Source organism: Ensifer adhaerens, assembly GCF_013283195.1.
Classification (GTDB): Bacteria; Pseudomonadota; Alphaproteobacteria; order Rhizobiales; family Rhizobiaceae; genus Ensifer; species Ensifer adhaerens_G.
The window spans coordinates 420055-445683 of sequence record NZ_JABEKT010000005.1 but is presented as its reverse complement, the minus strand read 5'-3'; the positions used below and the strand labels follow the sequence as shown (position 1 = coordinate 445683).

Here is a 25629-nt window from a genome sequence, read left to right as displayed (position 1 = left end):
ATTGGTGTTGCCTGACCGCGCATCACCGGACAGATCTCGAGAAGCTGGTCTTAAGACAGGCTGCAAGCGAACCGCTCGGCGTGGTTCCAATAAAGCAGGCCTGTCGAACACGTCGATGGCATCTGGATTGGATTGGGTTGTAAAAGGTAACCCGGTCTGCCGCGTCCCCAAGGGGACGACGGCTTAAGGATGAGCATTGGCAATGAGAACGATCAAGTGAAAGAAGGGCATTTGGTGGATGCCTTGGCATGCACAGGCGATGAAGGACGTGATACGCTGCGATAAGCCGTGGGGAGCTGCGAATAAGCTTTGATCCATGGATTTCCGAATGGGGAAACCCACCTTAAATACTTGGAAAATTTAAGTCGTGCTTCGGTACGGCTTAGGTTTCCAAGTATTGTTTAAAGGTATCTTACTCTGAATACATAGGGGTAAGAAGCGAACGCAGGGAACTGAAACATCTAAGTACCTGCAGGAAAGGACATCAACCGAGACTCCGCAAGTAGTGGCGAGCGAACGCGGACCAGGCCAGTGGCACTGAGGAATAAAGTGGAACGACATGGAAAGGTCGGCCGTAGAGGGTGATAGCCCCTTACACGTAGAACACTCAGTGTCCTTGAGTAAGGCGGGACACGTGAAATCCTGTCTGAACATGGGGAGACCACTCTCCAAGCCTAAGTACTCGTGCATGACCGATAGCGAACAAGTACCGTGAGGGAAAGGTGAAAAGCACCCCGACAAGGGGAGTGAAATAGAACCTGAAACCGGATGCCTACAAACAGTCGGAGCCCGCAAGGGTGACGGCGTACCTTTTGTATAATGGGTCAACGACTTAGTGTGACGAGCAAGCTTAAGCCGATAGGTGAAGGCGCAGCGAAAGCGAGTCTGAATAGGGCGTTCAGTTCGTCGCATTAGACCCGAAACCGAGTGATCTAGCCATGAGCAGGTTGAAGGTTGGGTAACACCAACTGGAGGACCGAACCCGCATCTGTTGCAATAGATTGGGATGACTTGTGGCTAGGGGTGAAAGGCCAATCAAACTCGGAAATAGCTGGTTCTCCGCGAAAACTATTTAGGTAGTGCGTCGACCGAATACCCTCGGGGGTAGAGCACTGGATGGGCTATGGGGACTCACCGTCTTACTGATCCTAACCAAACTCCGAATACCGAGGAGTACTAGTCGGCAGACACACGGCGGGTGCTAACGTCCGTCGTGAAGAGGGCAACAACCCTGACCTCCAGCTAAGGTCCCCAAGTCATGGCTAAGTGGGAAAGGATGTGAGGATCCCAAAACAACCAGGATGTTGGCTTAGAAGCAGCCATCATTTAAAGAAAGCGTAACAGCTCACTGGTCTAATTAAGGGTCTTTGCGCCGAAAATGTAACGGGGCTAAAGCCATGCACCGAAGCTGAGGATACGTCGCAAGACGTGTGGTAGCGGAGCGTTCCGTAAGCCTGTGAAGGGATACCTGTGAGGGGTCCTGGAGGTATCGGAAGTGCGAATGTTGACATGAGTAACGATAAAGAGGGTGAGAGACCCTCTCGCCGAAAGACCAAGGGTTCCTGCTTAAAGTTAATCTGAGCAGGGTTAGCCGGCCCCTAAGACGAGGCGGACACGCGTAGTCGATGGGAACCACGTTAATATTCGTGGGCCTGGTGGTAGTGACGGATTGCTTAACTTGTACGCTCTTATTGGATTGGGTGTGCAGGGACGCGGTTCCAGGAAATAGCTCCACCGTATAGACCGTACCCGAAACCGACACAGGTGGTCAGGTAGAGTATACCAAGGCGCTTGAGAGAACTATGCTGAAGGAACTCGGCAAATTGCACGCGTAACTTCGGAAGAAGCGTGACCCTTTTATACGCAAGTATGAAAGGGTGGCACAGACCAGGGGGTAGCGACTGTTTATCAAAAACACAGGGCTCTGCGAAGTCGCAAGACGACGTATAGGGTCTGACGCCTGCCCGGTGCTGGAAGGTTAAGAGGAGGGGTGCAAGCTCTGAATCGAAGCCCCAGTAAACGGCGGCCGTAACTATAACGGTCCTAAGGTAGCGAAATTCCTTGTCGGGTAAGTTCCGACCTGCACGAATGGCGTAACGACTTCCCCGCTGTCTCCAGCATAGACTCAGTGAAATTGAATTCCCCGTGAAGATGCGGGGTTCCTGCGGTCAGACGGAAAGACCCCGTGCACCTTTACTATAGCTTTACACTGGCATTCGTGTCGGCATGTGTAGGATAGGTGGTAGGCTTTGAAGCAGGGACGCCAGTTCTTGTGGAGCCATCCTTGAAATACCACCCTTATCGTCATGGATGTCTAACCGCGGTCCGTTATCCGGATCCGGGACAGTGTATGGTGGGTAGTTTGACTGGGGCGGTCGCCTCCGAAAGAGTAACGGAGGCGCGCGATGGTGGGCTCAGACCGGTCGGAAATCGGTCGTCGAGTGCAATGGCATAAGCCCGCCTGACTGCGAGACTGACAAGTCGAGCAGAGACGAAAGTCGGTCATAGTGATCCGGTGGTCCCGCGTGGAAGGGCCATCGCTCAACGGATAAAAGGTACGCCGGGGATAACAGGCTGATGACCCCCAAGAGTCCATATCGACGGGGTTGTTTGGCACCTCGATGTCGGCTCATCGCATCCTGGGGCTGGAGCAGGTCCCAAGGGTTTGGCTGTTCGCCAATTAAAGCGGTACGTGAGCTGGGTTCAGAACGTCGTGAGACAGTTCGGTCCCTATCTGCCGTGGGTGTAGGAATATTGACAGGATCTGTCCCTAGTACGAGAGGACCGGGATGGACATATCTCTGGTGGACCTGTTGTCCTGCCAAGGGCATAGCAGGGTAGCTATATATGGAATGGATAACCGCTGAAGGCATCTAAGCGGGAAACCAACCTGAAAACGAGTATTCCCTTGAGAACCGTGGAAGACTACCACGTTGATAGGCTGGGTGTGGAAGTGCGGCAACGCATGAAGCTTACCAGTACTAATCGTTCGATTGGCTTGATCGTTCCCATTGCTAGATGAGCGACGTGTTCAAATCAAAGAGGTGGCATCACCACCTCACCAGCTTCTCATTCGGTTTGCGCCAAGCTAGGCGCAAATCTTGCGCTTTGCCGACCTGGTGGTTCTGGCGGGGTGGCTGCACCCGTTCCCATTCCGAACACGGCCGTGAAACGCCCCAGCGCCGATGGTACTTCGTCTTAAGACGCGGGAGAGTAGGTCGCTGCCAGGTCTGCAAATCGCAAGATAAAACACCGAAAATCTTCTCGACACAAAACTCGGCCAAGCCGAAACGCAAGGGCCGCCCACAAGCGGCCTTTTTGCTTAGGTAAAATCGAGACACACAACCGGATGTGCCCTCGACGGTGCGTCCCTTACACGAGCAAATCGCTTCGCAATTTGCTCGGCACAGACCATAAATCCCTTCGGGATTTACGTTACCGCGACAAATCCCAAAGGGATTTGCGCTTGGCGCGGGGTGGAGCAGCCCGGTAGCTCGTCAGGCTCATAACCTGAAGGCCGCAGGTTCAAATCCTGCCCCCGCAACCAAATCAAAAAGCCCGTCAGGTGAAAACCGGCGGGCTTTTGGCGTTCTGGGGCCACGCAAAAGAAAAACAACAAGACCGTGCAGCGCGGGGAGGTGGCCGGAGCATCTGTGGGAACCATCCCAGTCGGCTGAGGGAGGACCACCTCTCACGCCGACATTCGCGGACGCGGCGCCCATGTTGGGGACGCAGGCGCTGGCCATTCCTCCCGGCCTGCAGGAGGCTTCGATCCGACGGTGTCGCGCCGGAGTTGGATCGATACCATGACATTTCGATGATGCCGCCAGATGCGGCCACAGCACTGCCAGCAACTGAGCGCCGAGGCCGCATCTTCCAAACTCTCTCGACCTTGTCCTAGGCGGCTCGCACTCTGCCTGGTCCGGTGGGCTGAATGGCTCAGCGTTGCGGACAGAGAAAGCGGGTCAGCAGCAGGTGCATCATCGGGCGCTCCTGCTCCGGCTTGAAGCCGGGGTCGACGGCGATCCGGCCGAAAATGCCGTCGATCATCGCGGCGATCCACCGCGCACCCGCTTCCGGACCGATTGCGGTGTCGATCTGTCCGCGCTCGTGCGCGGCCTTGATGACGGCGGAAAGTGCGGCGCGCAGCTCCGCGTCGTTCGCGGCAACCAGTTCGCCGATGTGTTCGTCGCGCATGGCCTCTGCGGCGATTTCCAGCGCCAGGCTGGAATAGACGGGGTCGGCTGCCAAACCCAGCACGACGTCCATGAAGCCCAGAAGTGCTGCAAAAAGGTCAGGCGCTTCATGGAGTTCGCGGAAAAACTCCGCCGTTTCTTGACGTTCCTCCTCCACGATTGCGGCAATGATGGCGTGCTTGGTCGGAAAATAATGAAAGAGATTGCCTGGGCTCATCCCTGCCTCGGCACAGATTTCCGCGGTCGATGTGCCGTGAAACCCCTTGCGGGCAAAACAGGCGATGGCGGCGTCGAGGATGACTTGCCGCCTTGCCGCATGTTTCTCCGGGTCGATCTTGCGCATCGTGCTTCTCCCCAACGGGTCAATTTCTTTAATAGACTAATCGATCTGGTATGCGGTGCAGGCGCGTACGATGTCAAGAGAAGTGCCCCGATGACGGATGACGCCATGCTCCCGCAATGATTGTATGTGATCGCCTTACTCTTGACGCGTTTATCGAATGAAATTATTAGATTGACTGATCGAATAAATAATTTCTTCCGAACGCCATAATCAGGAACCGTCGACGTTGTGCTTGCTGCCAGAGTGGTGGCGACGTCCGGTTCCGTCAGCGAAAGCCAACCAGAATGAGACGTTCTCCAGCTCTGAATGCAGCCATCGTCGCCGTCTTCGCGCTTGCTGCGACTGCGGGCCAGGTTCGCGCCAACGAGGCGGCGGCATCCGTCAGCGCCGATGTCCACGCCGCAAGCCGCACCGTTTCAACGCTCGTGGCCGACAGGCAGCCGCAGAAGTGGCTGCGCTCCTTCGCGGGCATTTTCGTCGCTCGGGAAGAAATCGCTGTCGGGACGACACTGACCGAGCAACGGATCGCCAAGGTCGAGGTCGAGATCGGCGACCGGGTGGTTGCTGGCCAGGTGCTCGCGCGTCTCGAAACCGAGATGCTGGAAAACTTTCTGCGTGAGGCGGAAGGGCGGGTGGCGCGCGCCAGTGCGGCGGTTGCCCAGCAGGAAGAGACTGTCCGGCAGGAGGAAAAGAAGCTCGATCGCGCCCGGCAACTGCGCCATCTGAAGGCAGAAACCTTCCTCGAAGAACGGGTTTCGGCCGTGGCCATTGCAATCGAGGCGGTGAAGGTGGCGCGCGCCGACGATGCGCAGGCCCAGGCGCTCTTGGCCGAGGCACGCCGCAAGCTCGAGCGGGCCGTGATCGTCGCCCCGGCCGCCGGTATCGTTTCCGAGCGGCTTGCCCGTGCCGGCGCGCTCGCCGGAACGGAGCCGCTGATGCGGCTCATCCGTGACGGCGAAATCGAGCTTGCTGCCGAAATTCCGGAAAGCGAGTTGCCCTTGCTTGCCGTCGGTCAGAAAGTAAAGGTCAAGCTTTCCGGCCGCACGGACGCGATCGAAGGCCAGGTCCGGGTGATCAATCCGAAGATCGATAGCGAGACACGGCTCGGCACGGCCAAGATAACGCTGAAGACCGACAAGCCCCCCTATGCCGGAACGTTCGGCCGGGCGGAAATCGTCGTGGCCGAACGCGCGGCGATCATGGTCGACGATTCAGCGCTGCTTTACGGCACCCCGGACGGCATGCCCTCGGTGTTCATCGTCGAGGGCGGGAAGGTCAAGCGCAAGACTGTCCAGGCCGGAATGCGCCAGAACGGCAAGGTGGAGATCCTATCGGGTCTGGACGTCGGCGAGCGCGTTGTTGCCAAGGCCGGCGTTTCTCTCCGCGAGGGCGAGGCCGTCGCCACCAAGGACGTTGTTCCCGCTCAGACAGGCGTGCAGAAATGACCAGCAACATCTCCGCCTGGGCGATCCGTAAGCCCGTTCCGACCATCGTCCTGTTCGTCGTCTTGACGCTGGTCGGCATCGCCTCTTTCCTTCGCCTGCCGGTCAACGCAAATCCGAGCGTCTCGTTTCCCGTCGTGACCGTGACGATCACCCAACCGAGCGCCCAGCCAGCGGAAATGGAAACGCAGGTCACGCGTCGCGTCGAAGGCGTGGCGGCCGGCCTGGTTGCCGTCAATCACATTCGCTCGACGGTCGCCAACGGCATCTCGACGACGACGGTCGAGTTCAAGATCGGCACCGACCCGGATCGCGCTGCCAACGACGTGCGCGAGGCGGTCGCCCAGATCCGCTCCGATCTGCCGCAGTCGATCCAGGAGCCGGTGGTGTCGCGCGTCGACGTCGATGGCAGCGCCATCATTTACTACACCGTGCGCGCGCCCAACATGTCCGCGGTCGAGCTGTCATGGTTTGTCGACGACACCCTGAACAGCGAGCTTCTGACGCTTCCGGGCGTGCAGAAGGTTCAGCGTCTCGGCGGCGTCAACCGCGAGGTTCGCGTTTCGCTCGATCCGGAGCGGCTGCTGGCACTGGGCGTCACTGCCGATCAGGTCAACACCGCGATGCGCGAACTCAACACCAATGTGCCGAGCGGGCGTGGCGAGATCGGCGGGCGGGAGCAATCGATCCGCACGATCGGCAGCGCCACATCTGTCGAGGATCTTTCGCGCCTGTCGGTACCGATTTCGGGCGGCCGCTGGGTCCAGCTCTCGGACGTGGCGAAGATCGAGGACACGTCTTCCGAACCGCGCAATTTCGCCCGGCTCGACGGCGAACCGGTCGTCAGTTTCTCGGTGTCGCGCAGCAAGGGTGCGAGCGATACGGTGGTTGCCGATCGCGTTGCCGCGCGGTTGGCTGAAATCCAGGCGCGCACACCCGGCATCGAGATCAAGGAACTGATCTCGCTGGTCGAATACACCAAGGAAAGCTACGATGCGGCGGTGACGGCGCTGCTGGAAGGGGCAGCCCTGACGATCGTGGTCGTTTTCGCGTTCCTGCGCAACTGGCGGGCAACGTTGATCTCGGCGCTCGCCATGCCGCTGTCGATCCTGCCGACCTTCATGGTCATGGATTTTCTCGGTTTCACCTTGAACAGCATCAGCCTGCTGGCGCTGACGCTTGTCATCGGCATTCTTGTCGATGACGCCATCGTCGAAATCGAAAACATCGAGCGGCACGTGGACATGGGCAAGCGGCCCTTCCTAGCCGCGATCGATGCAGCCGACGCAATCGGGCTTGCGATTGTTGCGACGACGCTGACAATCGTTGCGGTGTTCGCGCCCGTCAGCTTCATCGGCGGTGCGGTCGGGCAGTATTTCAAGCAGTTCGGCCTGACGGTCGCTATCGCCGTGCTGTTCTCCCTGGCAGTTGCCCGCCTCCTGACGCCGTTGATGGCAGCCTATCTGCTCCGACCGAAATCAGCACCCCATCATGAGGCCAAGCGGTCGCGCATCGGCGATGCCTATGTCCACGTGCTCGGCTGGACGCTCGATCATCGCAAGACGGCGCTTTCCATCGTCGCCCTCATCTTCATCGGTTCGATCGCGCTTTTGACGATGTTGCCCACCGGTTTCCTGCCGACGAGCGACAGCAATCTCTCGACCTTGAAGGTGACCTTGCCGCCGGGCACGCGGCTCGAGGAAACGGCCCGCGTCTCGGATGAGCTGACGCGCAAGATCAGGCAGAGACCCGAGGTCGATAGCGTGCTTGCGACCGCCGACAGCCTCAACCGGGTCGACCTCCTGATCAAGCTTCGTCCGCGCAAGGAGCGCGAGCTCGACCGAAAATCGTTCGAGCTGTCCCTGCGTCCATTACTCGTCGAGACCCCGGACATCCAGGCGACCTTTGCCTCCGAGCAGGGGGCGAAGGACCTGTCGATCTATCTGACCAGCGACGACGCGGAGGCGCTGACCCAGGCGGTGCGCCAGCTCGAAAGAGAGATGCGGGCGATGCCGGGCCTCGTCAACGTGCAGTCGACCGAACCGCTGCTATCGCCCGAATTGCTGGTGAAGCCGCGTCTCGACGAGGCGGCCCGCCTCGGGGTCTCGGTGACGTCGATCGGCACGGTTGCGCGCATCGCCACCATGGGTGACAGCGAAAGCAATTCGGCGCGGTTCAATCTCGGCAACCGGCAGGTGCCGATCCGGGTCATGCTCGATGAGGCGGCCCGGGCGGATTTCGATACGCTGCGCAATCTCAGGGTGGGGACCAATTCCGGCAAGCTGGTGCCGCTGACGTCCGTGGCCGATATTTCCTTCGGCGCCGAGGAGGGCAGTGTCGAACGCCTCAACCGCAAGCGCCTGATGGCGGTAGAGGCCAATCTCAACGGCATCACGCTTGGCACGGCGTTCGACGCGGTCTCCGCCCTGCCGGCGATGAGCAACATGCCATCAGGCGTTTCGCAGGCGAATTACGGTGAAGCGGAATACATGTCGGAAATGTTCCGCAACTTCGCACTTGCCTTGCTCGCCGGCATCCTGATGGTTGCGGCGGTGCTCGTCCTCCTGTTCAAAGACTTTCTGCAGCCGGTGACCATCCTGATTGCCTTGCCCCTGTCGATCGGTGGTGCGGCGCTCGCGCTCATTCTCTTTGGCGCTGCGCTCGATCTGTCCTCGACGATCGGTATCCTGATGTTGATGGGTATTGTCTGCAAGAACTCGATCCTGCTGGTCGACCACGCGATCGTCTGCCGCAACGAAGGAGCGGACCGGAGAGCGGCCTTGCTGACGGCAGGCACCACCCGCGCCCGCCCGATCATCATGACGACGATCGCCATGGTTGCCGGCATGGTGCCGGCGGCGATCGGCGTTGGTGCCGATGCGGCCTTCCGCGCGCCGATGGCGATTGCCGTGATCGGCGGGTTGATCACATCGACGATGCTGAGCCTCGTCTTCGTGCCGGTGATGTTCACGGTGATGGATGATGTCAGCGTTCGCCTCGGCCGCCGGTTGAAGCGCCTGTCATCGGTGACCGACGAGGACAAGATCGCCGATGCGGCCCGCAGCGGCAACCCCATCCTGTCCGGCTCGTCTCATTGAACCGCGCGGCCTATTCGAAATAATTGACGAGCCGTGTGTCGCCGACGGCGTGTACGCGGCAGTCGACATCGAAGATCGCCTGCAGGCGTGACGGCTCGATCATGTCCTTCGGTGTACCTTCGAAGGCAAGCCTGCCGTCGCGCATGGCGACGATGCGATCGGAATAGGCAGAGGCGAAGTTGATGTCGTGCAGCACGACGACAACGGTCTTGGCGAAATCGTCGGCCAGGCGCCGCAGCAGCTTCATCGTCTCGACTGCGTGTTTCATGTCGAGGTTGTTCAACGGCTCATCGAACAGCATGTAGTCGGTATCCTGGCAGAGCACCATGGCGATGAAGGCGCGCTGGCGTTGGCCGCCGGACAACTCGTCAAGGAACCGGTGCTCGAAGACCTTGAGCCCGACATAGGCGATCGAGCGTTCGATATGCTCGACGTCACCCGCTGTCAGCCGGCCCTTCGAATAGGGGTAGCGACCGAAGGCGACGAGGTCGCGTACGCTGAGGCGTGCGGTGATATGGTTGTCCTGGCGCATGATCGACAGGCGGCGGGCAAGCACTTCGCCCGCCGTGTGGCTGACGTCGAGCCCGTCGACCAGAACCTGTCCCCCATCCATCGGCATCAGGCGGCTGACGATCGACAGCAGCGTTGATTTGCCTGCACCGTTCGGACCGATGATCGAGGTCAGCCCACCGGTTGGAAGCGTCATCGAGACCCGGTCGACGACAGCGTTGCTGCCGTAGGATTTGGTGACATCGCGGATTTCGATCATCGGGCGGAGCCTCGGACAAGCAGGAAGATGAAGACAAGACCACCGACGAATTCGATGACGATGCTGAGCGCGGTGTTGAAGGCAAACAGCCGCTCCAGGATCACCTGGCCGCCGACCAGCGTGACGATGGCAAGGCAGACAGCGATCGGCAGCACAAAGCGATGGCTTGCCGTCGGGGTGATCTGCCAGGCAAGGCTTGCGACCAGAAGGCCGAAGAACGTCACCGGCCCGACGAGCGCAGTGGAAACCGAGACGAGGACGGCGATGAGCACAAGCAGGATGGTAACGGTGCGGTGATGGTCGACGCCAAGCCCGATGGCGCTCTCGCGGCCGAGCGACAGCACGTCGAAGGTCGGGAACAGCCGCCAGAGAACGAAAGTGACGGCGGCGACGGCGACAGCGGAAATACCGAGAAGATCGGCATTGACGGTGTTGAAGCTGGCAAACAGCCGGTCCTGCAGCACCACGAACTCGTTGGGATCGAGGATCCGCTGCAGGAAGGACGAGAGGCTGCGGAATAGGCCGCCGAGAATGATGCCGACGAGCATCAGGAGATGCAGGCTGCCGGTGGCGCCTGAAAACAGCGCCCGGAACAGAAGCACGGAAAAGCCGACCATTGCCGCCGTCTCGATGACGAACTGAAGCCGCGGGTCGACGGCGTTGGCGCCTGCCGCCCCGAGCGCGAACACCATGACGGTCTGCAGCAGCGCGTACATCGCATCGAAGCCAATGATCGACGGTGTCAGGATGCGGTTTCCGGAGATAGTCTGGAAGAGAATGGTCGAGACGGCGATCGCATAGGCGACGAGGATCATGCCCGCAAGCTTGGTGCCGCGGAAGGAGAGGATGAACGCCCAGCTTCCCTTGGCGCCAAGCGTCATGAAGGCCAGCATCGACAGGAGCGCGAGCACTGCCGTCACAAGCAGCGTTCCGGCGGGCGATACCCTCTTGATGTCAGCCTGCATGGGCGCGCCTCGACAGCAGCAGATAGAGGAAGACAACGCTGCCGATGACACCCATGACCGTTCCGACCGGGATCTCGTAAGGTGCGATGATCATGCGGCCGACGATGTCGCAGGCGAGCACCAGCCCTGCACCGGTGGCGGCGATCAGCGGCAGGGTGCGCCTGAGATTGTCACCGACCACGAGGCTGATGACATTCGGCACGATCAACCCCAGGAACGGCACCATGCCGACGGTGGCGACGACCGTGGCCGTCACCATCGATACGATGCAAAGCCCGAGCGTCACGACCTTGTTGTAGTCGAGGCCGACATTGCGGGCGATGTCCTCGCCCATGCCGATGACGGTGAAACGGGCAGCGGTAACATAGGCGATCAGCGTCAGGGCAAAAGCGATCCACAACAGTTCGTAGCGGCCGCGCAGCACGCCGGAGAAATCGCCCGACATCCAGGCGCCCATCGACTGCATCATGTCGTATCGGTAGGCGATGAAGGTGGTGACCGCGCTGATGACGCCGCCGAGCATGATGCCGACAAGAGGCACCATCAGCACTGAACGCAGCGGGATCTGGCGCAGAATCTTGAGGAACAGTGCCGTGCCGGCGAGCGCGGTGAGGGCGGCCACGGCCATCTTGCCGGCGACCGGCAAAGTGGGCGCGAAGATCATCGTCACGAGCATTCCAAGCGCCGCCGATTCCGCCGTACCTGCGGTCGACGGTTCGACGAAGCGGTTGCGGGCGAGCATTTGCATGATGGTGCCGGCGACGGCGAGCCCGGTTCCGGCGAGCATCAGTGCAAGCGTACGCGGCACCCGGCTTTCGACGATCAGCAACCAGCCGCGCCCGTCGCCGTCAAGCCCGGAGGCGAGGCTGCCGACACCGGTCAGGACGCTGACGACGGCAAGCAGCAGGATGACGGGGACGGCAATCAGGAGTGACTTCATCGATCGGTCTTTACGTGCGCCGGTGCTTCAGTGAATGGCCCTTCGTGGCCCGCTTGTTGCCGTTCATCCTTCCGTTGCCTCCGAGCAACTTGAGATCGGTTTTACTTGCATCCGTCTCGGCACCGCCAAGCGGCGGACGGGAACTGAGCTTCCTTCATATATATGAGATGGTTAGTCAAGTTTCGTCGTGCCAAGCGCCATTGTCGGATGGTCGCATGCTGGCTCGTCGCTTTTGCACGACAGCAAACGGGCTTGTTGCCCTCTCTGGAAAATCGCGCTAGGACGGCTTAAAACATGAGGAAATAAGTCATGAATGTATCTCTATTTTCTAATGCTCTTCGTGGCGCCGTCCTGACGGCCGTCCTGGCTCTGGCGCCTGCCGCTGGCGCCGAAACGTTGAAAATCGAGCACAGCAGCGGCACGACGGATGTCGAAAAGTCCCCGAAGACGGTGCTGGTTTATGATTTTGGCATGCTCGAAACTCTGGATATGCTCGGCGTGCCTGTCGCCGGCGTTCCCGGCTCTGCCATCCCGCCGTCCCTCGAAAAATACAAGTCCGACACCTATCCGAAGATCGGTACGTTGTTTGAACCGGACTATGAGGCGGTCAATGCTGCCGAACCCGATCTGATCATCGTCGGCGGCCGTTCGCAGTCGAAATATGCCGAGCTTGCCAAGCTCGCGCCGACCATCGACCTGACCAACGACGACAAGGACCTGATCGGCAGCGTCAAGAAGAACGCCGCCATTCTCGGCCAGATCTTCGGCAAAGAGGCGGAAATCAAGGCTGCGTCGGACAAGCTCGACGCCTCGATCGTCAAGCTGCAGGGTGTCGCCAAGGATGCCGGCACCGGTCTCATCCTGCTGACGACCGGTGGCAAGATCAGCGCCTATGGCAAGGGTTCGCGCTTCGGCGAAATCCACGACATCTTCGGCGTCGAGCCTGCCGATCCGAAGCTCGAGGTCGCAACGCACGGGCAGGCAGTGTCCTACGAATATATCCTCGAGACCAATCCGGACTGGATCTTCGTCGTCGACCGCGACGCGGCGATCGGCCAGGAAGGCCAGCCGGCCGCGGCCCTCCTCGACAACGAACTGGTGCGCCAGACCAAGGCCTGGAAGAACGAGCGGGTCGTCTATCTCGATTCAGCCAAGCTTTACCTGACGAGCTCGGGTCTGAAATCCGAACAGGATATCGTCGATCAGCTGACGCAAGCGCTGAGCAAGAAATAGGCTTGAACTTTTCACGAGGGGCGGCTGGAGCAATCATGCCGCCCCTTGTCGTGCCTTTGCCTGCCCATCGATCCCATGCAGATTGGAGAAGACAATGTTGAAAGCCACGAGCGGTTTTGCCACCGAACGCGCCTCGCAATACCTGCAGCAGATGTCCAAGCATTTCGCGCACAAGACATCGGTCGAATATACCGAAGTGGATTCGGTGGCGGCGATTGGTGTAAGCACCGCGCGCATGACTGCCCGCGGACACCAGTTGTCGTTCGTCGCGGAATCGCCAGATGCCGAGGCGCTGGCGGAATGCAAGGATGTGATCGAACGCCACATCATCCGCTTCGCATTTCGCGAGGAGCTGAAGGCTCTTGACTGGACCGAAACCGCGGAGTGAGCGGTCGGCGTCTCCTGCTTCCACGCCTTCAATGCTTTATTCGCGACCCTGTTTCTCCAGGCTTGCCCGGCCGGGCCTGCAGGTGCGCCGAAATGCCTGATGGCAGCGATGGTTCAAGCAAGGGAGGTGCCGTCGGGAGCCGCACGGATGCATCGAGCGTTCGTTTCGGCGCCACCAGGACCCTCGGCGGCGATGGGATTGACACCGGGGTTTGCGCTGGTTCGGGAACCTCGTCCTGTTGGCCTTGCAATGCTTCCCTCAGGCGAATGACAGCGTCACGTGCTTTCAACTTGCAGCGCAGGTGATCCGGATCGTCCGAGAGGATGTCTTCGAAGCTCGTGAAAATTCCGAGGGCTTCCTCGCCTCGGCCAGTTGCGCACAAGGCGACGCCGAGCTTGTAGCGCACGAGGCTGAGGAGCGGGTGGCGGGCGAGCAGTGCTTCGAAGGTTTCGGCTGCTTCGCCGTAGTGTCCCTGCGCCATCTGGCTGTCCCCGAGCCGGTGCTGGATCTTGCCGGCACCCGGCATCGTCGCAAGCATCCCCTTATAGAGATACTCGGCCTCGTCGTGCTCGCCCTTGTCGTCGAAAAGCTGGGCGAGGCCATAGCGGGCGCGGGTGTGTGTCGGCATGGTGTGGATGACCTGCCGGTAACCGGGTTCTGCCCGATCCAGCCGTCCCTGCTTGTGTAGCTCAACGGCGCGCTCGTAGACATGTTCGATGCTGCGCGGGTTGAGGCAGTTGCGCAGATTGCGGCCGGATAGCGTTCTGACAAGCATGCTGCGAATACGGCGTTCCTCGACACCGAAGGCGTATTTATAGGCCTCATTGCCGCGCAGGAAGTCGTAGATCCGGTATCCCTCGGCAATCGCATCGCGAATGGAAAAGCCGTGCAGCAAAAGCCCTGGGGAAGGGGTGGTCCATTCCTCGTCGCGACCGGTGATGTAGAACAGAACCGTCTTCTTCTGCCGATCGAGCAGATTGGCAAGCACACCGAGCGGCCGGTCCTGATACCAGAGAACGGGAACGTCGAGCGCACCCTGATTGAAAGCGTCGAGCAGCATCTCCCTTGTCAAGGTGATCAGGCGGTCGACCTTGCTGCCCTTGCGCTCCGCCCATTTGATGCGCCACAGCCGGAACAGCGTGTCGAGATCACGTTCGATCGTCTCACTCGTCGCGTGTGTGATGCGGTAGTCGGACGACGCCTCGACCATGCGCATGAAGCGTCTGAGTTTCTGGCGGGTCTGGGCGCTCATATGCGTTGCGAGATACGCCTCCCAGCTTTCCGGCAGGACCACATAGGGGCAGATGGTATTGTCGATGTTGTCAGAATTGCTGCGCTCGTTGCTTTTCTGCGAGAATTCGGTTTGCGGAAAGGCCGCCAGAAGACGATCGAGCCGCGAAGAGGCGGTGTAGAAATAATCGAACGTGAGGGTCGTCCAGTTCTCCCTGCCGATATAGGCGGAGAAGGCATCGGCCGCCGCGTCCTCCAGGCCGGGCCGACACAGGAAGCCGGTGTAATCGGCACCGTAGTTGCCCGCCATCCGGATTTCGTCGCAGAAGAGGTTGGTCTTTTCGTCCTGGTAGGTCGATACCTTCAATGGCAGGAAGGCGCAGTAATGGGCATCGCCTTCCTGCTTCAGCGCCAGAACAAACCAGCGATGACGGTGCGACAGATACTTGTGCAGCCATTGCCAGGAAAGAAACAGATGGGCTTCTGGATCTTCGAAATAGATCCTGTCCCAATCTTCGCGAATTTTCTCAAATTCTTCTAAAGTCTCAAAAATATCTATTTTCATAACGCCCTCGGTACGCAACTAAAAAATACAATTATTAAAGAATATATCCGGCTCGTTTGTTTGCAAAACGACCTTAGGTACTAGTCAAACCATAGCTCGGCTGTACTAATGATATCATCCGAATGCGCCGTGTCGTCTACGGACGATCGAGGCCACGCTTCCGCCTCTAGAGCATTTCCAGGAAAAGTGCGAAGCGGTTTTCCGTCAGGAAATGCGTGAAAACTGAGTGCCAGAGCATTTCCAGGAAAAGTGCGAAGCGGTTTTCCGTCAGGAAATGCACAAAAACTGGGTGCCAGAGCGTTTCCGCGACTCTGTCCAAACCGGAAATGCTCTAGATCGAACGCTCGTCGAAATTCGGCCGGGAGCGAATGAACGCCCACAGGCTTTTGCTGATCTCGGTTATCTCCTGGATCGCGGCTTCGAGCCGCTCCAGCTCGCGGGCATCGAGCTGCTCGACCTTGCCGTAGCGTATGTCCTTGTCGCCTTCCACCAGGCGCATCAGCTGGGTGCTGGAAATCTCGCCCTGCTCGTCGAAGGAGTAGATGCAATGGTTGTACTTGTTGCGCATCTTCGACTGCTGCTTCAGCCGGTCCATGATCGAAAGAACGTTGTCGCGTGTGTCGACGGGGATCGCCGGCAGCTTGGCCAGGCGTTCGGTCAGATCGATGCGGGCGCGCGTGGTGTTCAAGGTCAGGAAGACGACGATCGCCTGCTCCTTGTCGACACTCAGCAGATGGGCAATGACGTAGATCAGCAGGCTTTCGGTATTGGTCCAGACATAGTTGAGGCGGCCGACAAGCAGAAGCACCTCGTGTATCGCTGCCATCAAACGTCTCCCCTATCCGCCACCGGTGGCACCCTGCCATCACCGACGATGCGCATCTTGACGGAAATACACGCGCCTTCAAGGCGTGTGCCGCTCGCCGGTGAAAACCCGAAACCTGCAGGCCAGTCCTGTCTTGCGCGGACTTCATTCGCAGCCTCCCCGCTTCGCCTCAGGTTTCCTTGAAGGCGCGCGACATGCTGTCGGTGATCGGCTTCGTCAGATATTCGAAGAAAGTGCGCTCCGACGTGGTGATCAGCACTTCCGCCGGCATGCCCGGCACCGGATGGAAACCGTGGATGCGGTGGATCTCGCTGACGGGAACCTCGACGCGGACGATGTAGACATCCCGCTGCTGGCCGCCGCTTACCTCTTCGACCGAGTCGGCGGAGACGTAAAAGACCTTGCCGCTCAGCACCGGCGTCGTGCGGCGGTTGAGCGCCGACAGACGGATGGTCGCGTCCTCGCCCACGCGCAATTGATCGATGGAGGTTCGCAGCACCTGCGCCTCGATGATCAGCGGCACGTTGGCCGGCAGAATTTCCATGATCGGCTTGCCCGTCGCGATGACGCCCCCGGCGGTGTGAAAATAGCTGCGCACCACGGTGCCGTCGACGGGCGACCGGATGGTGGCACGGCCGAGAACTTCGCTTGCCTCGCGCAATTGCTCGCGCACGCCATCGAGGTCGGATTCGGCAGCTTCAAGTCCATCGAGCGCCGCTTGCTTGTTGGCATTGACGGCGATCACCGCCTCCTGGCGATAGCGGTCGATCTGCGACAGGCTTTCCTTGACCTCGGCGTCAAGTCGGCCGATCTCGCCCATGGCATCGGCAGCAGCGCGGTCGAGCGCCATCAGTTCCGATTTCTTGATCAGGCCGCTTTCGGCCAGCTTGCTCTTGGCGGCGCGCTCCTCGTTGAGAATGTCCAGTTGCTTGTTGAACGATTCCTGCTGGCGCTCGTAGCCTTTGGCGCGGAACTCCAGTGACTTGATGTTCTGGTCGATGAGGTTCAGCTGATCGTCGAGCTTGATCTTCTTGCTGTGGAAGTTGACGTTCTGGCTCTCGATGATCGCGTGGATATCGGGATCGCTCGCCTCTTTCTTGACGATGTCGGGGATCTTGAACGTGTCGCTGCCCATGGCTTCGGCGCGCAGCCGCGAGACCACCGCCTCCAGACGCAGCCGCTTCAGATTGAGCGCGCGCTCGTTGGCGCGCGACGGCGTCTGATCGAGCTTGACCAGAATGTCGCCGGTCTTGACCTTGTCGCCTTCGGCCACCAGCATCTGCTCGATGATGCCGCCTTCGAGGTGCTGGATGATCTTGTTGTTGCCGTTGGCGACGAAGCTTCCCTGGGCAATGATCGCGGCCGCCAGAGGGGCTGCGAAAGCCCAGTAGCCGAAGCCGCCGAATGAGGCGAGGATCAGCGCCAGGCCCGCCATGCTGTGCAGCTTGATCGATCGCGGCACCTCCGAATACCACTCGACGACATGTTCTTCGGCGGCGTTCTTTTTCTCGCGGCTCATGGTCATTCTCCGGCGATACGGGGTGCGGACTTCTCGTCCTTCGGCTTGGCGCCGATGGCCGCAAGCACGTCGTTGCGCGCACCGAACATGGCAACCGTGCCTTCGTTCAGCAACATGATCTTGTCGACGCATTGCAGCAGCGCCGGACGCTGGGTGATGGTGACCGTGGTGATGCCCTGCTTCTTGGCATGCAACAGCGCCCGGGCAAGCGCCGCCTCGCCATTGCTGTCGAGATTGGAATTGGGCTCGTCCAGCACCACGAATTTCGGGTTGCCGAAGAAGGCGCGTGCGAGCGCAATGCGCTGTTTCTGGCCACCGGAGAGCGGCGCGCCGTCGGCAGCAACGATCGTCTCGTAGCCTTGCGGGAACGAGGCGATCAGTTCGTGCACGTCGGCAAGAACGGCCGCTTCAAAGATCGCGCTGTCTTCGACATCGTCGCGCATGCGCGAGATGTTGGCCTTGATGGTGCCCGGGAAGAGTTGCACGTCCTGCGGCAGATAGCCGATGCTTTCGCCGAACTGCCGTTGGTCCCAGTTTCTCAGGTCCATGAGGTCGAGGCGGACATTGCCGGAGGTCGGAACGATCGAGCCGACGAGCATCTTGCCGAGCGTCGTCTTGCCGGAGCCGGAATTTCCGATGACGGCGAGCGATTCCCCTTTGTTGAGCGAGAAGGAAATGCCGTTGAGGATCACCCGCTTCTGCGGCGGCGGCACGAACAGGATGCGTTCGACATCGAGCCGGCCTTCGGGCTTCGGCAGGCGCAATCGCGGGAAGTTCAACGGCGAATTGACCAGCAGCTGCTTGATCCGGCCATAGGCGGCACGCGAATGGTTGAGCTGGTTCCAACCTTCGATCGCCCCTTCGACAGGCGCAAGCGCACGCCCGGAGATGATCGACGCGGCAATGACCATGCCGCCGGTGATGTGTCCGTCCATCGACAGGTGCGCGCCCCAACCGAGCAAGGCGACCTGGGTGAACATCCGCACCGCCTTCGACGCGCCGGTAAAGACGATGCTTCGATCCTGAGCGTAGACCTGCGACTTCAAGGAGCCTGCGGTTTCGCGGCCCCACATCTTCACCGCTTCCGGGATCATTGCCAGGGCGTTGATGATCTGCGAATTGCGCGCCATCGAATCCAGGTGGAAATTGGCGCGGCTGAGGAAGGCATTGGCTTCGCTGAACGGCTGTGACGTCGCCTTCTGATTGAGGTAGGCGATCACGAACAGCACGACGCAGCACATGATGACGATCAGGCCGAGCTGCGGCTGGATGATGTAGACCACCACGACGAAGAATGGCATCAGCGGTGCATCGAGGAACGAGATCAGGGTGCCGGAGACGATGAAGGAGCGCAGCTGCTGAAGGTCGCTCAGCACCTGATAGTCGCGACCGTTGCCGTGCAATGATGCTCGTGCGGCGGCACTCAAGATGGGCGCACCGAGCTGGACCTCCATTTCGACCGCCGTGCGCATCAGGATGAAGCGGCGAATGGAATCGAGGATGACCTGAAGGACGATGGCGCCGAGCACGGCGATCGTCAGCATCACCAGCGTATCCTGCGAGCGGCTGGTCAGCACCCGGTCCGAGATCTGGAACAGATAGATCGGAATGGCAAGGACCAGCACGTTGATCGCGATGGTGAAGGCGATGACGATCATCATGTTGCGGCGAACGATGGCCATGCCGTTGCGCAGGCTCGCGGCGAAATTGACTGGTCCCATACGCTTGTGGAACGTGTGCTTGTCGCCGCCACCGCCGCCGCCACCGTTGCCATCAGTGGGCACACCGTTGTTGCCGCCGCCATCGCGAACGGTCGGACGGCGGTCATTCTCCTTGAGCGGCCCCGGGTCGTTGTCGATCGTCTGCGGCAGGGGGCGACCCGGTCGGCTCTTCACATCATCGGCCGGGTCGCTGTCGTTGCCACGACGCGCGGTGATTTCCGGTTGAGCAGGGTTTCCTTGTCCGTCGAGCGGTTTGGCTGGCGGCGCTTCTGCCGGAGAAACCTGTTCCGGTGCAACCTTGGCGACCGGCACCTCGACGATCGGCGCTTCCATCGGCACCACTTTGGCTTCGACGTCCTGCGGCGGCGCACTTTCCCGGCTCTGCCACAACGCGCCCTCGCGCCGCGGGCCGAAATGATAGCCGGCCTGTTTTTTCTCGGTATGACGGATGGGGTTTGCCAGGGAATGGGTAACGGCCAGCAATTCAGCATCGGAATCGTCGTGGGCCACGGGCGTTTCGGTGCGTTTTGCGGGCTCGGAAACGGCTTCCTGTTTCGGTGCGTCGTCGTCCCGCGTCATGCGGATATCGAGCCCGACTTTCCGCAGGCCTTCAACGGCCTCGTTGATCGCGGCGATGCATTTGTCGGTCAATGCAGCTTCAAGCTCGTCGACCGCTTCCAGAACCGGCTCACTCTGTACCGGCGTTCTGCCCGCACCGCCACGCCATTTCGAAAGATCGTTCATGCCTTCTCCCCGTCATTTTCTTGTCAGGTCAGCACCGTGTGCATGACGTCGTTCCATTGGCCGTTGGACCAGGACATGTCATGGCCGGCGTCGATGACCGTGTCGGTTTGATGCGATGGCGTGTCGTCGTCGCCGATGAAGGCGATGACTTCATTGGCAAGTCGGTCGCCCTTGGGCGTCACGTCCGATGAGCAGCTGTCGTTGTCGACGATGCCGGCCTGGATCAGGATGGCATCGGAATAGACTTGTCCGCCGACATAGGTCGTGTGACCGAAGCTGTCGTAATCGATGATCTGAGCGGTGTTGACGATCGTGTTGCCGCCGGTGTGGATCGTGACGTCGGCGCCCGGGTTGTTGTCCAGGATCTTGTTGGCGATATAGCTGACCGAGTCGGCGTCGCCGAGAACGCTGATCTGCTTGATGACGTTGACGTCATAGAGGTTTCCGGTGATGTAGAGAACGTTCAGGCCTTCATAGCCCTGGAAATTGAAGTCCTGCGAGAAGCCGGAAGGCAGCTCGTTGACGCGATCGTTGATGTTGTCGACCGCTTTCTGGATGTAGTCGGGCATCGCCTCGAAGCGATCGTTTGCACCGATGTTCTGGATCGACGCCTGGTTCCAGATCAGGTTTCCGCTCTGGTCGACGGTCATGCCGTTGCCGGCTGTAATGCCCTTGACGTGGTCGTTGTCGTAGAACACGGCGACCTGGGTGATCATGTTCATGTCCAGGATCCTGCCGCCGACGATCACCAGGTCATATTGATCGCCGACACCGAGGAAGGATGCGAGGTTCACCACCACGTTGCCGCCGGTCAGGGCCGTCGTCTGGACGCCGCTGGTGGTAACGGTCACCGTGTCGTTGTCGTTGAGGAAGTTGTACTGCTCAACCCAATGCACGAAGGACACGTCGCCATCGACCATGCTGACGCGCCAGGAATTCGGAAAGATCGAGGACTGCGCGGCATCGTCGTCGTGGTCGGATGACCCGGAATGATAGGACTCACGGCCGAAATTGGCGATGTTCATCGCGACTGTGCGCGAGGCGGATTCGGCCGAGTTGTCGCGCAGAACCTTGTCCAGCTTGTCGTTGTCGGCATAGACAAAGGATTGGGAGATCACGTCGATCTGGTGGTAGCCCCCCATCACCGCGGTTACCGGCGCGATGATACCGGTCTCGACGATGCTGACGATGTTGGCGACGATGTTGGCACCGGCTTCGACGTAAACGGAGTTGCCGCTCTTGCCCTCCTCCTGGAGTGGGCCATCGGCCCCTTCGGGATCGGCAACCGGCTGCGCCAGCCCACGATCAGGCATGAAGTCGGCAAGAACGGGCGCTTCGTCGACGCGCAAGCCGTTGACGTAAACACCCTCGATGCTGTCGGCGGCCAAGGTGAAGTTGCCATTGTTGTCCAGCGGCAACGTGTCGGGAGACACCGTTACGGGAAGCGTGATCGTATCGTCGAGCGGATCGGCGTCGTTGGGTTGGTCCGCGAGCGCAACGGTCGCACCGGGATCGGCGCTGGCTTGCGGGTCGCTGCCTGATGCCGGTGGCTCCGGTGGCCGGTTTGCCGAGGCATAGCTCGACACATCGTCGGCGATTTTCGAAAGGCCCTCATAGGTGTCGACGCGGGTGTAGTTCGCGAAGGGCGTGGCATCCGTGGCCTGCTCGCTGAATTCGGCGAGCTTGTAGGTGACGTAGGTCGTGTCGCGGGCAGCCTCCGTCGTGTCGGTCGTGTTCAGAACATCGTCGTCGCGCACCATGTTCGCCTGCACGACATGGGCGATCACCGAGCCGGGTCCGTCGTGGACGACCAGCTTGTCTTCGATGGGGGCGTCGTCCGGTTGGCCGAAGTTGCCGAACACCTTTCCGGGAACGACGTTGGCTGAAAGGGCGACCGCATCGGCAAAATGATCGCCGAAGCCCCGAATGCGCCCGAAGAGATCCACTTCGGCAATGTCGTCGGAGGGTGCCCGGTAGGGCACTTCAGGATCGTAATCGATCAACTGGAACGGCGAGGTGAAGTCGGTCGTCCTTGCTTCGCCCTCGTCGAGCTGCTGGATGCCCTCTTTGAGATCACCGCCGTCGAGCTGCTTTTGTCTCAGCCGTGCTTCATCGGTATCCGCCTCGAACATACCGATAAAGTGGGCGATGACTTCATTGACTTTTTCCGTATGCATCGTCCCGATCCTTCCCTTTTTTCCGCATCAAAGGGAGACTTCGGCGGGCTTAGACAGGCATGCCCCGGTAAAAGATTCGAACCGATCCGAAATCAAGTTTCCGCGACTGCACCGGCCACGGAGGGCCGGTGCAGTCTTCTTTTGTGAAATGGATCGATCAGCCGTCGGTGTCGTGTCCGACATCGGTGGTATGCGAGTTGCCGCCAATGACGCTGGAGTCGACAGAGTTGCTGACGAGGTTCGCGCCCTGGACGATTTCCTGATGAAAGCCGGAATTTGCCAGGATCGCAGACGAGTCCGACGTCGTGCTCCCGTTGATACCGTCGCCGGCCTTGAGATCCCAATCCGACTTGGTGTCGAAGTTCAGACCATCGCCGCCATCCGAATGCCCGCCATCGGCGCGCAAGTCGTTGTTGGCGTCGGCGTTGTTCATCTTGAAGTCGTAGGCCTGATCCTGATCGGCAAGATTGTTGGCCTGAACCACGCTGAAGCCGGTATTGTTGCCGGCGCCTTCCAGCGAGTTGTTCAGGATGTTGTCGACGTTCAGGTTGAACGAGAAGTCGTCACCGAGATTGAAGGTGAGGTCGCCACCGGCGATGCCGAGGTTGTCGAAGTCCTTGACGTCCTTGAGCGTCGCAAAGTCGTCGTCCGATTTGGTGATGATGTCGTTATCGGTTGACGAGTAGTTGTTGCGGTTGTCGCCGTTTTCGTTGGCTTCGGTCTTGATGTCGGTATCGATGTCGGTCTTGGTGGTAACCTTGCTGTCGTAATCCCACTCGTAGGAATTGTCGCGGTTATCGCCATTGTTCTTCTGGTCGATGTCGGTCTCGACCTTGCTGTTGTCCTTGTAATCATAGTCGTAATCGTAGTCGGTCGAGCTGTCGGTGTAATTGTTGCGGTTGTCGCCGTTTTCGTTGGCTTCGGTCTTGATGTCGGTATCGATGTCCGTCTTGATATGGGTGTCGTTGTCCTGCGAACTATCGCTGTAATTGTTGCGGTCATTGCCGTTGGCGATGCCAACGTTGCTCGTTGAGCCGTCGTCAACGTTCAGATCATTGGCGGCACTGGTTGCCAGTCCATCGGCGAGAGCGCCGACTTTCAGATCATCATCGGCCTTGATGCTATCGTCGAGCAGTGCGGACATGTGGTTCTCCTCCTGAGAAGGAGCCAGCACCGAAACCCCTACATCTTTTATGGGGTTTTTATCCGGGGCTGGCTCTTTTTTTTGAAGTTCAGATGATGCTCCCGCGGGATATTCATCTGTCGGGTTTCGATATATTTCAGTGTTATTTTAAATATATCTTTTTGGCGGTTTAATTGCCGCACTCAATCATTACGTGTGATAATGTCGTTGTTTTTAATACTGGTTTACACGTTTTTGCGCTTACGCATTCACACGGTCCGCGAACCAGACGCACACACATTTTCCTGGCTCGGATCGCACGAAACTCAAGTGCGAGGTGAGGAGTTTCGCTCCGAATGCGGTGAGGCGATAGACATCAATTGGAGCTATTAGGCCCTTTTCTGGGCGAATATCGTGCGGTTTTTCTGGATTTTCCGCATCGTAAGGTTTTGTTAAGATTTATGAATTTGTACCTTTAACAGGTGCTGGCGCTGACCCGACGACTGCGCCCCAGAGTGGAGTGAGGTCTTGCCAGGCACCACGTGAAGTGGGATCCTCCTCGCCGAGGATAGCTATTAGGAAGTATTATTAGGTATTCTCTGGAGGCCGCGTCTGGCGGAGCACTATTTCTGGCGCCTGTCGCGGCCCTGGAGAGGGTGTCCGGGCTTGGGCCGCCGAAGGAAATGCAACAGATGGAAAGGCTGATTAGCCTAGGGTTAGGGCCGCTTCAGCCGTTCGAATATGCGTATGCTATACATTTGATTAAGGAATGACCCAAAGATGGTTCGATTTAGAACGATTTAAGGTCGATTCCGGAGGGCTTCTAATCCTTTTGGGTTGTTCCACCCCTCTTCTCTTTACGATACATTAGCTAGTGCGAATTTTCCGTCTGTGGGGTGAGTTCGCATTATTTCACTGGTTATGAATAAATTTGCTGAGATGGGCGTAACTCCGAGTCAGGCTGGCGCACCCATAAAAATAAATGGGAAAACCCAAGGAGGGCGTAATGCATCCTGAAGGCTCCAACGTGGGCGATTTTGAAGATAACAACAAAGCTTTGTCGCAAAAGAAAAAGATTGTCATGCTTGCCAAGATCGACCTGTTCGCCGAGTGCCTCATGCAGGCGGTCGGCTCGCGGTTTCCTGGCCATGACGTCGTCAGTCTTTCCGACCCCGACAATTTGCTCGACGGCAATCTCGTCGATGTAAGTCTGATCATGCTTTACCGCATGTCCCCCAAAACGTTTCCGACCATTCTGCGGACCATCCACGAGTTCCATCCCAAGGCCTCGATCGGGTTGGTGGTAGATAATGCCGAAGAGCTCGATCCGTCGATCGCCGGCTTCGTCGAAGAGCGGCTGATCCATGGCGTTCTTCCTCTCAATCTGCACCTCGATGTCTGCCTCGCGGCGATCGATCTGTTGATGAAGGGGGGCGAACATTTCCCCGCTGCGCTGTTGCGACGGCTGTCGGTGGACCCCTTTGCCTCGACCAAGCATTATGGCCGGCAGGCGGAAGTGTCCGATGCGGCAGTCTATGCCAATGCCGCAAAGCGGCGCCGGGAAGCCAGTCTGGGTGGGTTGACGACGCGCGAAGTGCAGATCCTCGATCTGATCTGCATGGGGACCCAGAACAAGATCATCGCCGATCGTCTTGGATTGTCGGAAAACACCGTGAAGGTTCACGTCCGCAACATCTACAAGAAGATGAACGTGCGCAACCGCACCGAAGCGGCATCGCGCTATTTCACCACCGACGCGGATTCCGAACACGCGGCAGGACCGTTTTCTTCGCGCTGGAAAAACTGACGCCGTAAGGCATCGGAACTGAGGCTTTTCCCGCTCTTCGTCTCTCGGCGAATGTGGGCGCTGGTGGACTCGGTTCGTATGTTTGCCTCGAATGCTCTCGTGTCGTTTTCAATTTTGCTGTGCCGAACCGGGCGGGCGCGGCAGGTGTTGTCGTGTCCGCAAACAAGGCCGCGATGCTGCGGATGTCGAGTGCCGAAAGGCAGTGGATACATGGACAGTTAAAAGCGCTGATGCAGGATTTCGTCGCAGGAGGAATTTGCCTTTCTGCAGCCGCATGTCCAACCAGGTTGCTCTGGTGAAGTTAACTATAAATTTTAATTAGTGGCTATAGCCACGATTACTCATACGTATAGATGTGTCCTGTTGATTTAATTATGACTATTATAACTTGATATTATTAGGTGCCTTTCATTTATTATTATGTATCCGCATTGACGATTGTTTAATTATTTGCTAATCATCTTATATAGTGATTTCGGTGGAAGAATTCGTGGTTCTTCTTATTTTAAATTTATTGTGTCGGGTTGTGTTTTGAATTCTTGA

The 25629-nt window shown here is 59.0% G+C and carries 15 protein-coding genes, 1 tRNA gene and 2 rRNA genes; 8 read left to right on the top strand and 10 right to left on the bottom strand.

Annotation, left to right across the window (positions count from 1 at the left end; translation table 11 throughout):
* Window positions 1-210: 210 nt before the first annotated feature.
* The 3 genes from LPJGGPFB_RS31310 to LPJGGPFB_RS31300 all read left to right on the top strand — a co-directional run bounded on the left by LPJGGPFB_RS31310 (window position 211) and on the right by LPJGGPFB_RS31300 (window position 3547).
* Window positions 211-3006, top strand: a 23S ribosomal RNA gene (locus tag LPJGGPFB_RS31310).
* Window positions 3007-3115: 109 nt separating this feature from the next.
* Window positions 3116-3230 (top strand): 5S ribosomal RNA (gene rrf / locus LPJGGPFB_RS31305).
* A gap of 240 nt (window positions 3231-3470) precedes the next feature.
* A tRNA-Met gene (locus LPJGGPFB_RS31300) sits at window positions 3471-3547 on the top strand.
* 392 nt (window positions 3548-3939) lie between these two features.
* Here the strand turns inward: LPJGGPFB_RS31300 and LPJGGPFB_RS31295 are convergent.
* Window positions 3940-4539: a TetR/AcrR family transcriptional regulator gene (locus LPJGGPFB_RS31295; protein ID WP_173423793.1), complete on the bottom strand. Its 600-nt coding sequence runs from the start codon at window positions 4537-4539 to the stop codon at window positions 3940-3942.
* A 284-nt stretch (window positions 4540-4823) separates the two neighbouring features.
* On the opposite strand from LPJGGPFB_RS31295, the gene LPJGGPFB_RS31290 reads away from it, so the two are divergent.
* On the top strand, window positions 4824-5984 hold the full coding sequence (locus LPJGGPFB_RS31290; protein ID WP_173423792.1) for an efflux RND transporter periplasmic adaptor subunit: 1161 nt from the start codon (window positions 4824-4826) through the stop codon (window positions 5982-5984).
* Window positions 5981-9079, top strand: a complete 3099-nt coding sequence (locus tag LPJGGPFB_RS31285; protein WP_173423791.1) for an efflux RND transporter permease subunit — start codon at window positions 5981-5983, stop codon at window positions 9077-9079. Before LPJGGPFB_RS31290 ends, LPJGGPFB_RS31285 begins: the two co-directional genes overlap by 4 nt.
* Window positions 9080-9089: 10 nt before the next feature.
* Here LPJGGPFB_RS31285 and LPJGGPFB_RS31280 read toward each other — a convergent pair whose 3' ends face one another.
* Genes LPJGGPFB_RS31280 through LPJGGPFB_RS31270 form a run of 3 tightly spaced genes read right to left on the bottom strand, consistent with a single transcriptional unit; the run spans window position 9090 to window position 11753 of the window.
* Entirely contained in the window at window positions 9090-9848 is a 759-nt protein-coding gene (locus LPJGGPFB_RS31280; protein ID WP_173423790.1) for an iron ABC transporter ATP-binding protein, read from the bottom strand.
* Window positions 9845-10813 (bottom strand): iron chelate uptake ABC transporter family permease subunit, encoded by a 969-nt coding sequence (locus LPJGGPFB_RS31275; protein ID WP_173423789.1) that lies wholly within the window; start codon window positions 10811-10813, stop codon window positions 9845-9847. Before LPJGGPFB_RS31275 ends, LPJGGPFB_RS31280 begins: the two co-directional genes overlap by 4 nt.
* A complete protein-coding gene (locus LPJGGPFB_RS31270; protein WP_173423788.1) occupies window positions 10803-11753 on the bottom strand; it encodes an ABC transporter permease in 951 nt (316 codons plus the stop codon). The genes LPJGGPFB_RS31275 and LPJGGPFB_RS31270 overlap by 11 nt, the downstream gene beginning before the upstream one ends.
* Window positions 11754-12062: 309 nt before the next feature.
* Here LPJGGPFB_RS31270 and LPJGGPFB_RS31265 point away from each other — a divergent pair, with 309 nt between their 5' ends.
* Window positions 12063-12986, top strand: a complete 924-nt coding sequence (locus LPJGGPFB_RS31265) for a siderophore ABC transporter substrate-binding protein (protein ID WP_173423787.1) — start codon at window positions 12063-12065, stop codon at window positions 12984-12986.
* Window positions 12987-13080: 94 nt separating this feature from the next.
* Window positions 13081-13374 carry a DUF2218 domain-containing protein gene (locus tag LPJGGPFB_RS31260; protein ID WP_173423786.1) on the top strand — a complete coding sequence of 98 codons (294 nt, stop codon included), beginning with the start codon at window positions 13081-13083 and terminating at the stop codon, window positions 13372-13374.
* A gap of 28 nt (window positions 13375-13402) precedes the next feature.
* Here LPJGGPFB_RS31260 and LPJGGPFB_RS31255 read toward each other — a convergent pair whose 3' ends face one another.
* The 6 genes from LPJGGPFB_RS31255 to LPJGGPFB_RS31230 all read right to left on the bottom strand — a co-directional run bounded on the left by LPJGGPFB_RS31255 (window position 13403) and on the right by LPJGGPFB_RS31230 (window position 23300).
* Window positions 13403-15169, bottom strand: coding sequence for a GNAT family N-acetyltransferase (locus LPJGGPFB_RS31255; RefSeq protein ID WP_173423785.1), 1767 nt, complete (start codon window positions 15167-15169; stop codon window positions 13403-13405).
* 331 nt (window positions 15170-15500) lie between these two features.
* Entirely contained in the window at window positions 15501-15995 is a 495-nt protein-coding gene (locus LPJGGPFB_RS31250; RefSeq protein WP_173423784.1) for a hypothetical protein, read from the bottom strand.
* Between the two features lie 169 nt (window positions 15996-16164).
* The gene (locus LPJGGPFB_RS31245) at window positions 16165-17514 is read right to left on the bottom strand and encodes an HlyD family type I secretion periplasmic adaptor subunit (RefSeq protein ID WP_173423783.1); all 1350 of its coding nucleotides are present in this window, start codon (window positions 17512-17514) and stop codon (window positions 16165-16167) included.
* Window positions 17515-17516: 2 nt separating this feature from the next.
* Entirely contained in the window at window positions 17517-19568 is a 2052-nt protein-coding gene (locus tag LPJGGPFB_RS31240; RefSeq protein WP_234903166.1) for a type I secretion system permease/ATPase, read from the bottom strand.
* A gap of 434 nt (window positions 19569-20002) precedes the next feature.
* Entirely contained in the window at window positions 20003-22156 is a 2154-nt protein-coding gene (locus LPJGGPFB_RS31235) for a hypothetical protein (protein ID WP_173423781.1), read from the bottom strand.
* A gap of 157 nt (window positions 22157-22313) precedes the next feature.
* Window positions 22314-23300 carry a fibrinogen-binding protein gene (locus LPJGGPFB_RS31230; protein WP_173423780.1) on the bottom strand — a complete coding sequence of 329 codons (987 nt, stop codon included), beginning with the start codon at window positions 23298-23300 and terminating at the stop codon, window positions 22314-22316.
* Between the two features lie 985 nt (window positions 23301-24285).
* Here LPJGGPFB_RS31230 and LPJGGPFB_RS31225 point away from each other — a divergent pair.
* The gene (locus LPJGGPFB_RS31225) at window positions 24286-25086 is read left to right on the top strand and encodes a LuxR family transcriptional regulator (protein ID WP_077504893.1); all 801 of its coding nucleotides are present in this window, start codon (window positions 24286-24288) and stop codon (window positions 25084-25086) included.
* The last annotated feature ends 543 nt before the right edge of the window (window positions 25087-25629 follow it).

Excerpts from the sequence above, each read along its gene's own strand:
- LPJGGPFB_RS31295 (WP_173423793.1), bottom strand. The coding sequence starts at position 4,539 with ATGCGCAAGATCGACCCGGAGAAACATGCGGCAAGGCGGCAAGTCATC.
- LPJGGPFB_RS31290 (WP_173423792.1), top strand. The coding sequence starts at position 4,824 with ATGAGACGTTCTCCAGCTCTGAATGCAGCCATCGTCGCCGTCTTCGCG.
- LPJGGPFB_RS31285 (WP_173423791.1), top strand. The coding sequence starts at position 5,981 with ATGACCAGCAACATCTCCGCCTGGGCGATCCGTAAGCCCGTTCCGACC.
- LPJGGPFB_RS31280 (WP_173423790.1), bottom strand. The coding sequence starts at position 9,848 with ATGATCGAAATCCGCGATGTCACCAAATCCTACGGCAGCAACGCTGTC.
- LPJGGPFB_RS31275 (WP_173423789.1), bottom strand. The coding sequence starts at position 10,813 with ATGCAGGCTGACATCAAGAGGGTATCGCCCGCCGGAACGCTGCTTGTG.
- LPJGGPFB_RS31270 (WP_173423788.1), bottom strand. The coding sequence starts at position 11,753 with ATGAAGTCACTCCTGATTGCCGTCCCCGTCATCCTGCTGCTTGCCGTC.
- LPJGGPFB_RS31265 (WP_173423787.1), top strand. The coding sequence starts at position 12,063 with ATGAATGTATCTCTATTTTCTAATGCTCTTCGTGGCGCCGTCCTGACG.
- LPJGGPFB_RS31260 (WP_173423786.1), top strand. The coding sequence starts at position 13,081 with ATGTTGAAAGCCACGAGCGGTTTTGCCACCGAACGCGCCTCGCAATAC.
- LPJGGPFB_RS31255 (WP_173423785.1), bottom strand. The coding sequence starts at position 15,169 with ATGAAAATAGATATTTTTGAGACTTTAGAAGAATTTGAGAAAATTCGC.
- LPJGGPFB_RS31250 (WP_173423784.1), bottom strand. The coding sequence starts at position 15,995 with ATGGCAGCGATACACGAGGTGCTTCTGCTTGTCGGCCGCCTCAACTAT.
- LPJGGPFB_RS31245 (WP_173423783.1), bottom strand. The coding sequence starts at position 17,514 with ATGAGCCGCGAGAAAAAGAACGCCGCCGAAGAACATGTCGTCGAGTGG.
- LPJGGPFB_RS31240 (WP_234903166.1), bottom strand. The coding sequence starts at position 19,568 with ATGGAAGCGCCGATCGTCGAGGTGCCGGTCGCCAAGGTTGCACCGGAA.
- LPJGGPFB_RS31235 (WP_173423781.1), bottom strand. The coding sequence starts at position 22,156 with ATGCATACGGAAAAAGTCAATGAAGTCATCGCCCACTTTATCGGTATG.
- LPJGGPFB_RS31230 (WP_173423780.1), bottom strand. The coding sequence starts at position 23,300 with ATGTCCGCACTGCTCGACGATAGCATCAAGGCCGATGATGATCTGAAA.
- LPJGGPFB_RS31225 (WP_077504893.1), top strand. The coding sequence starts at position 24,286 with ATGCATCCTGAAGGCTCCAACGTGGGCGATTTTGAAGATAACAACAAA.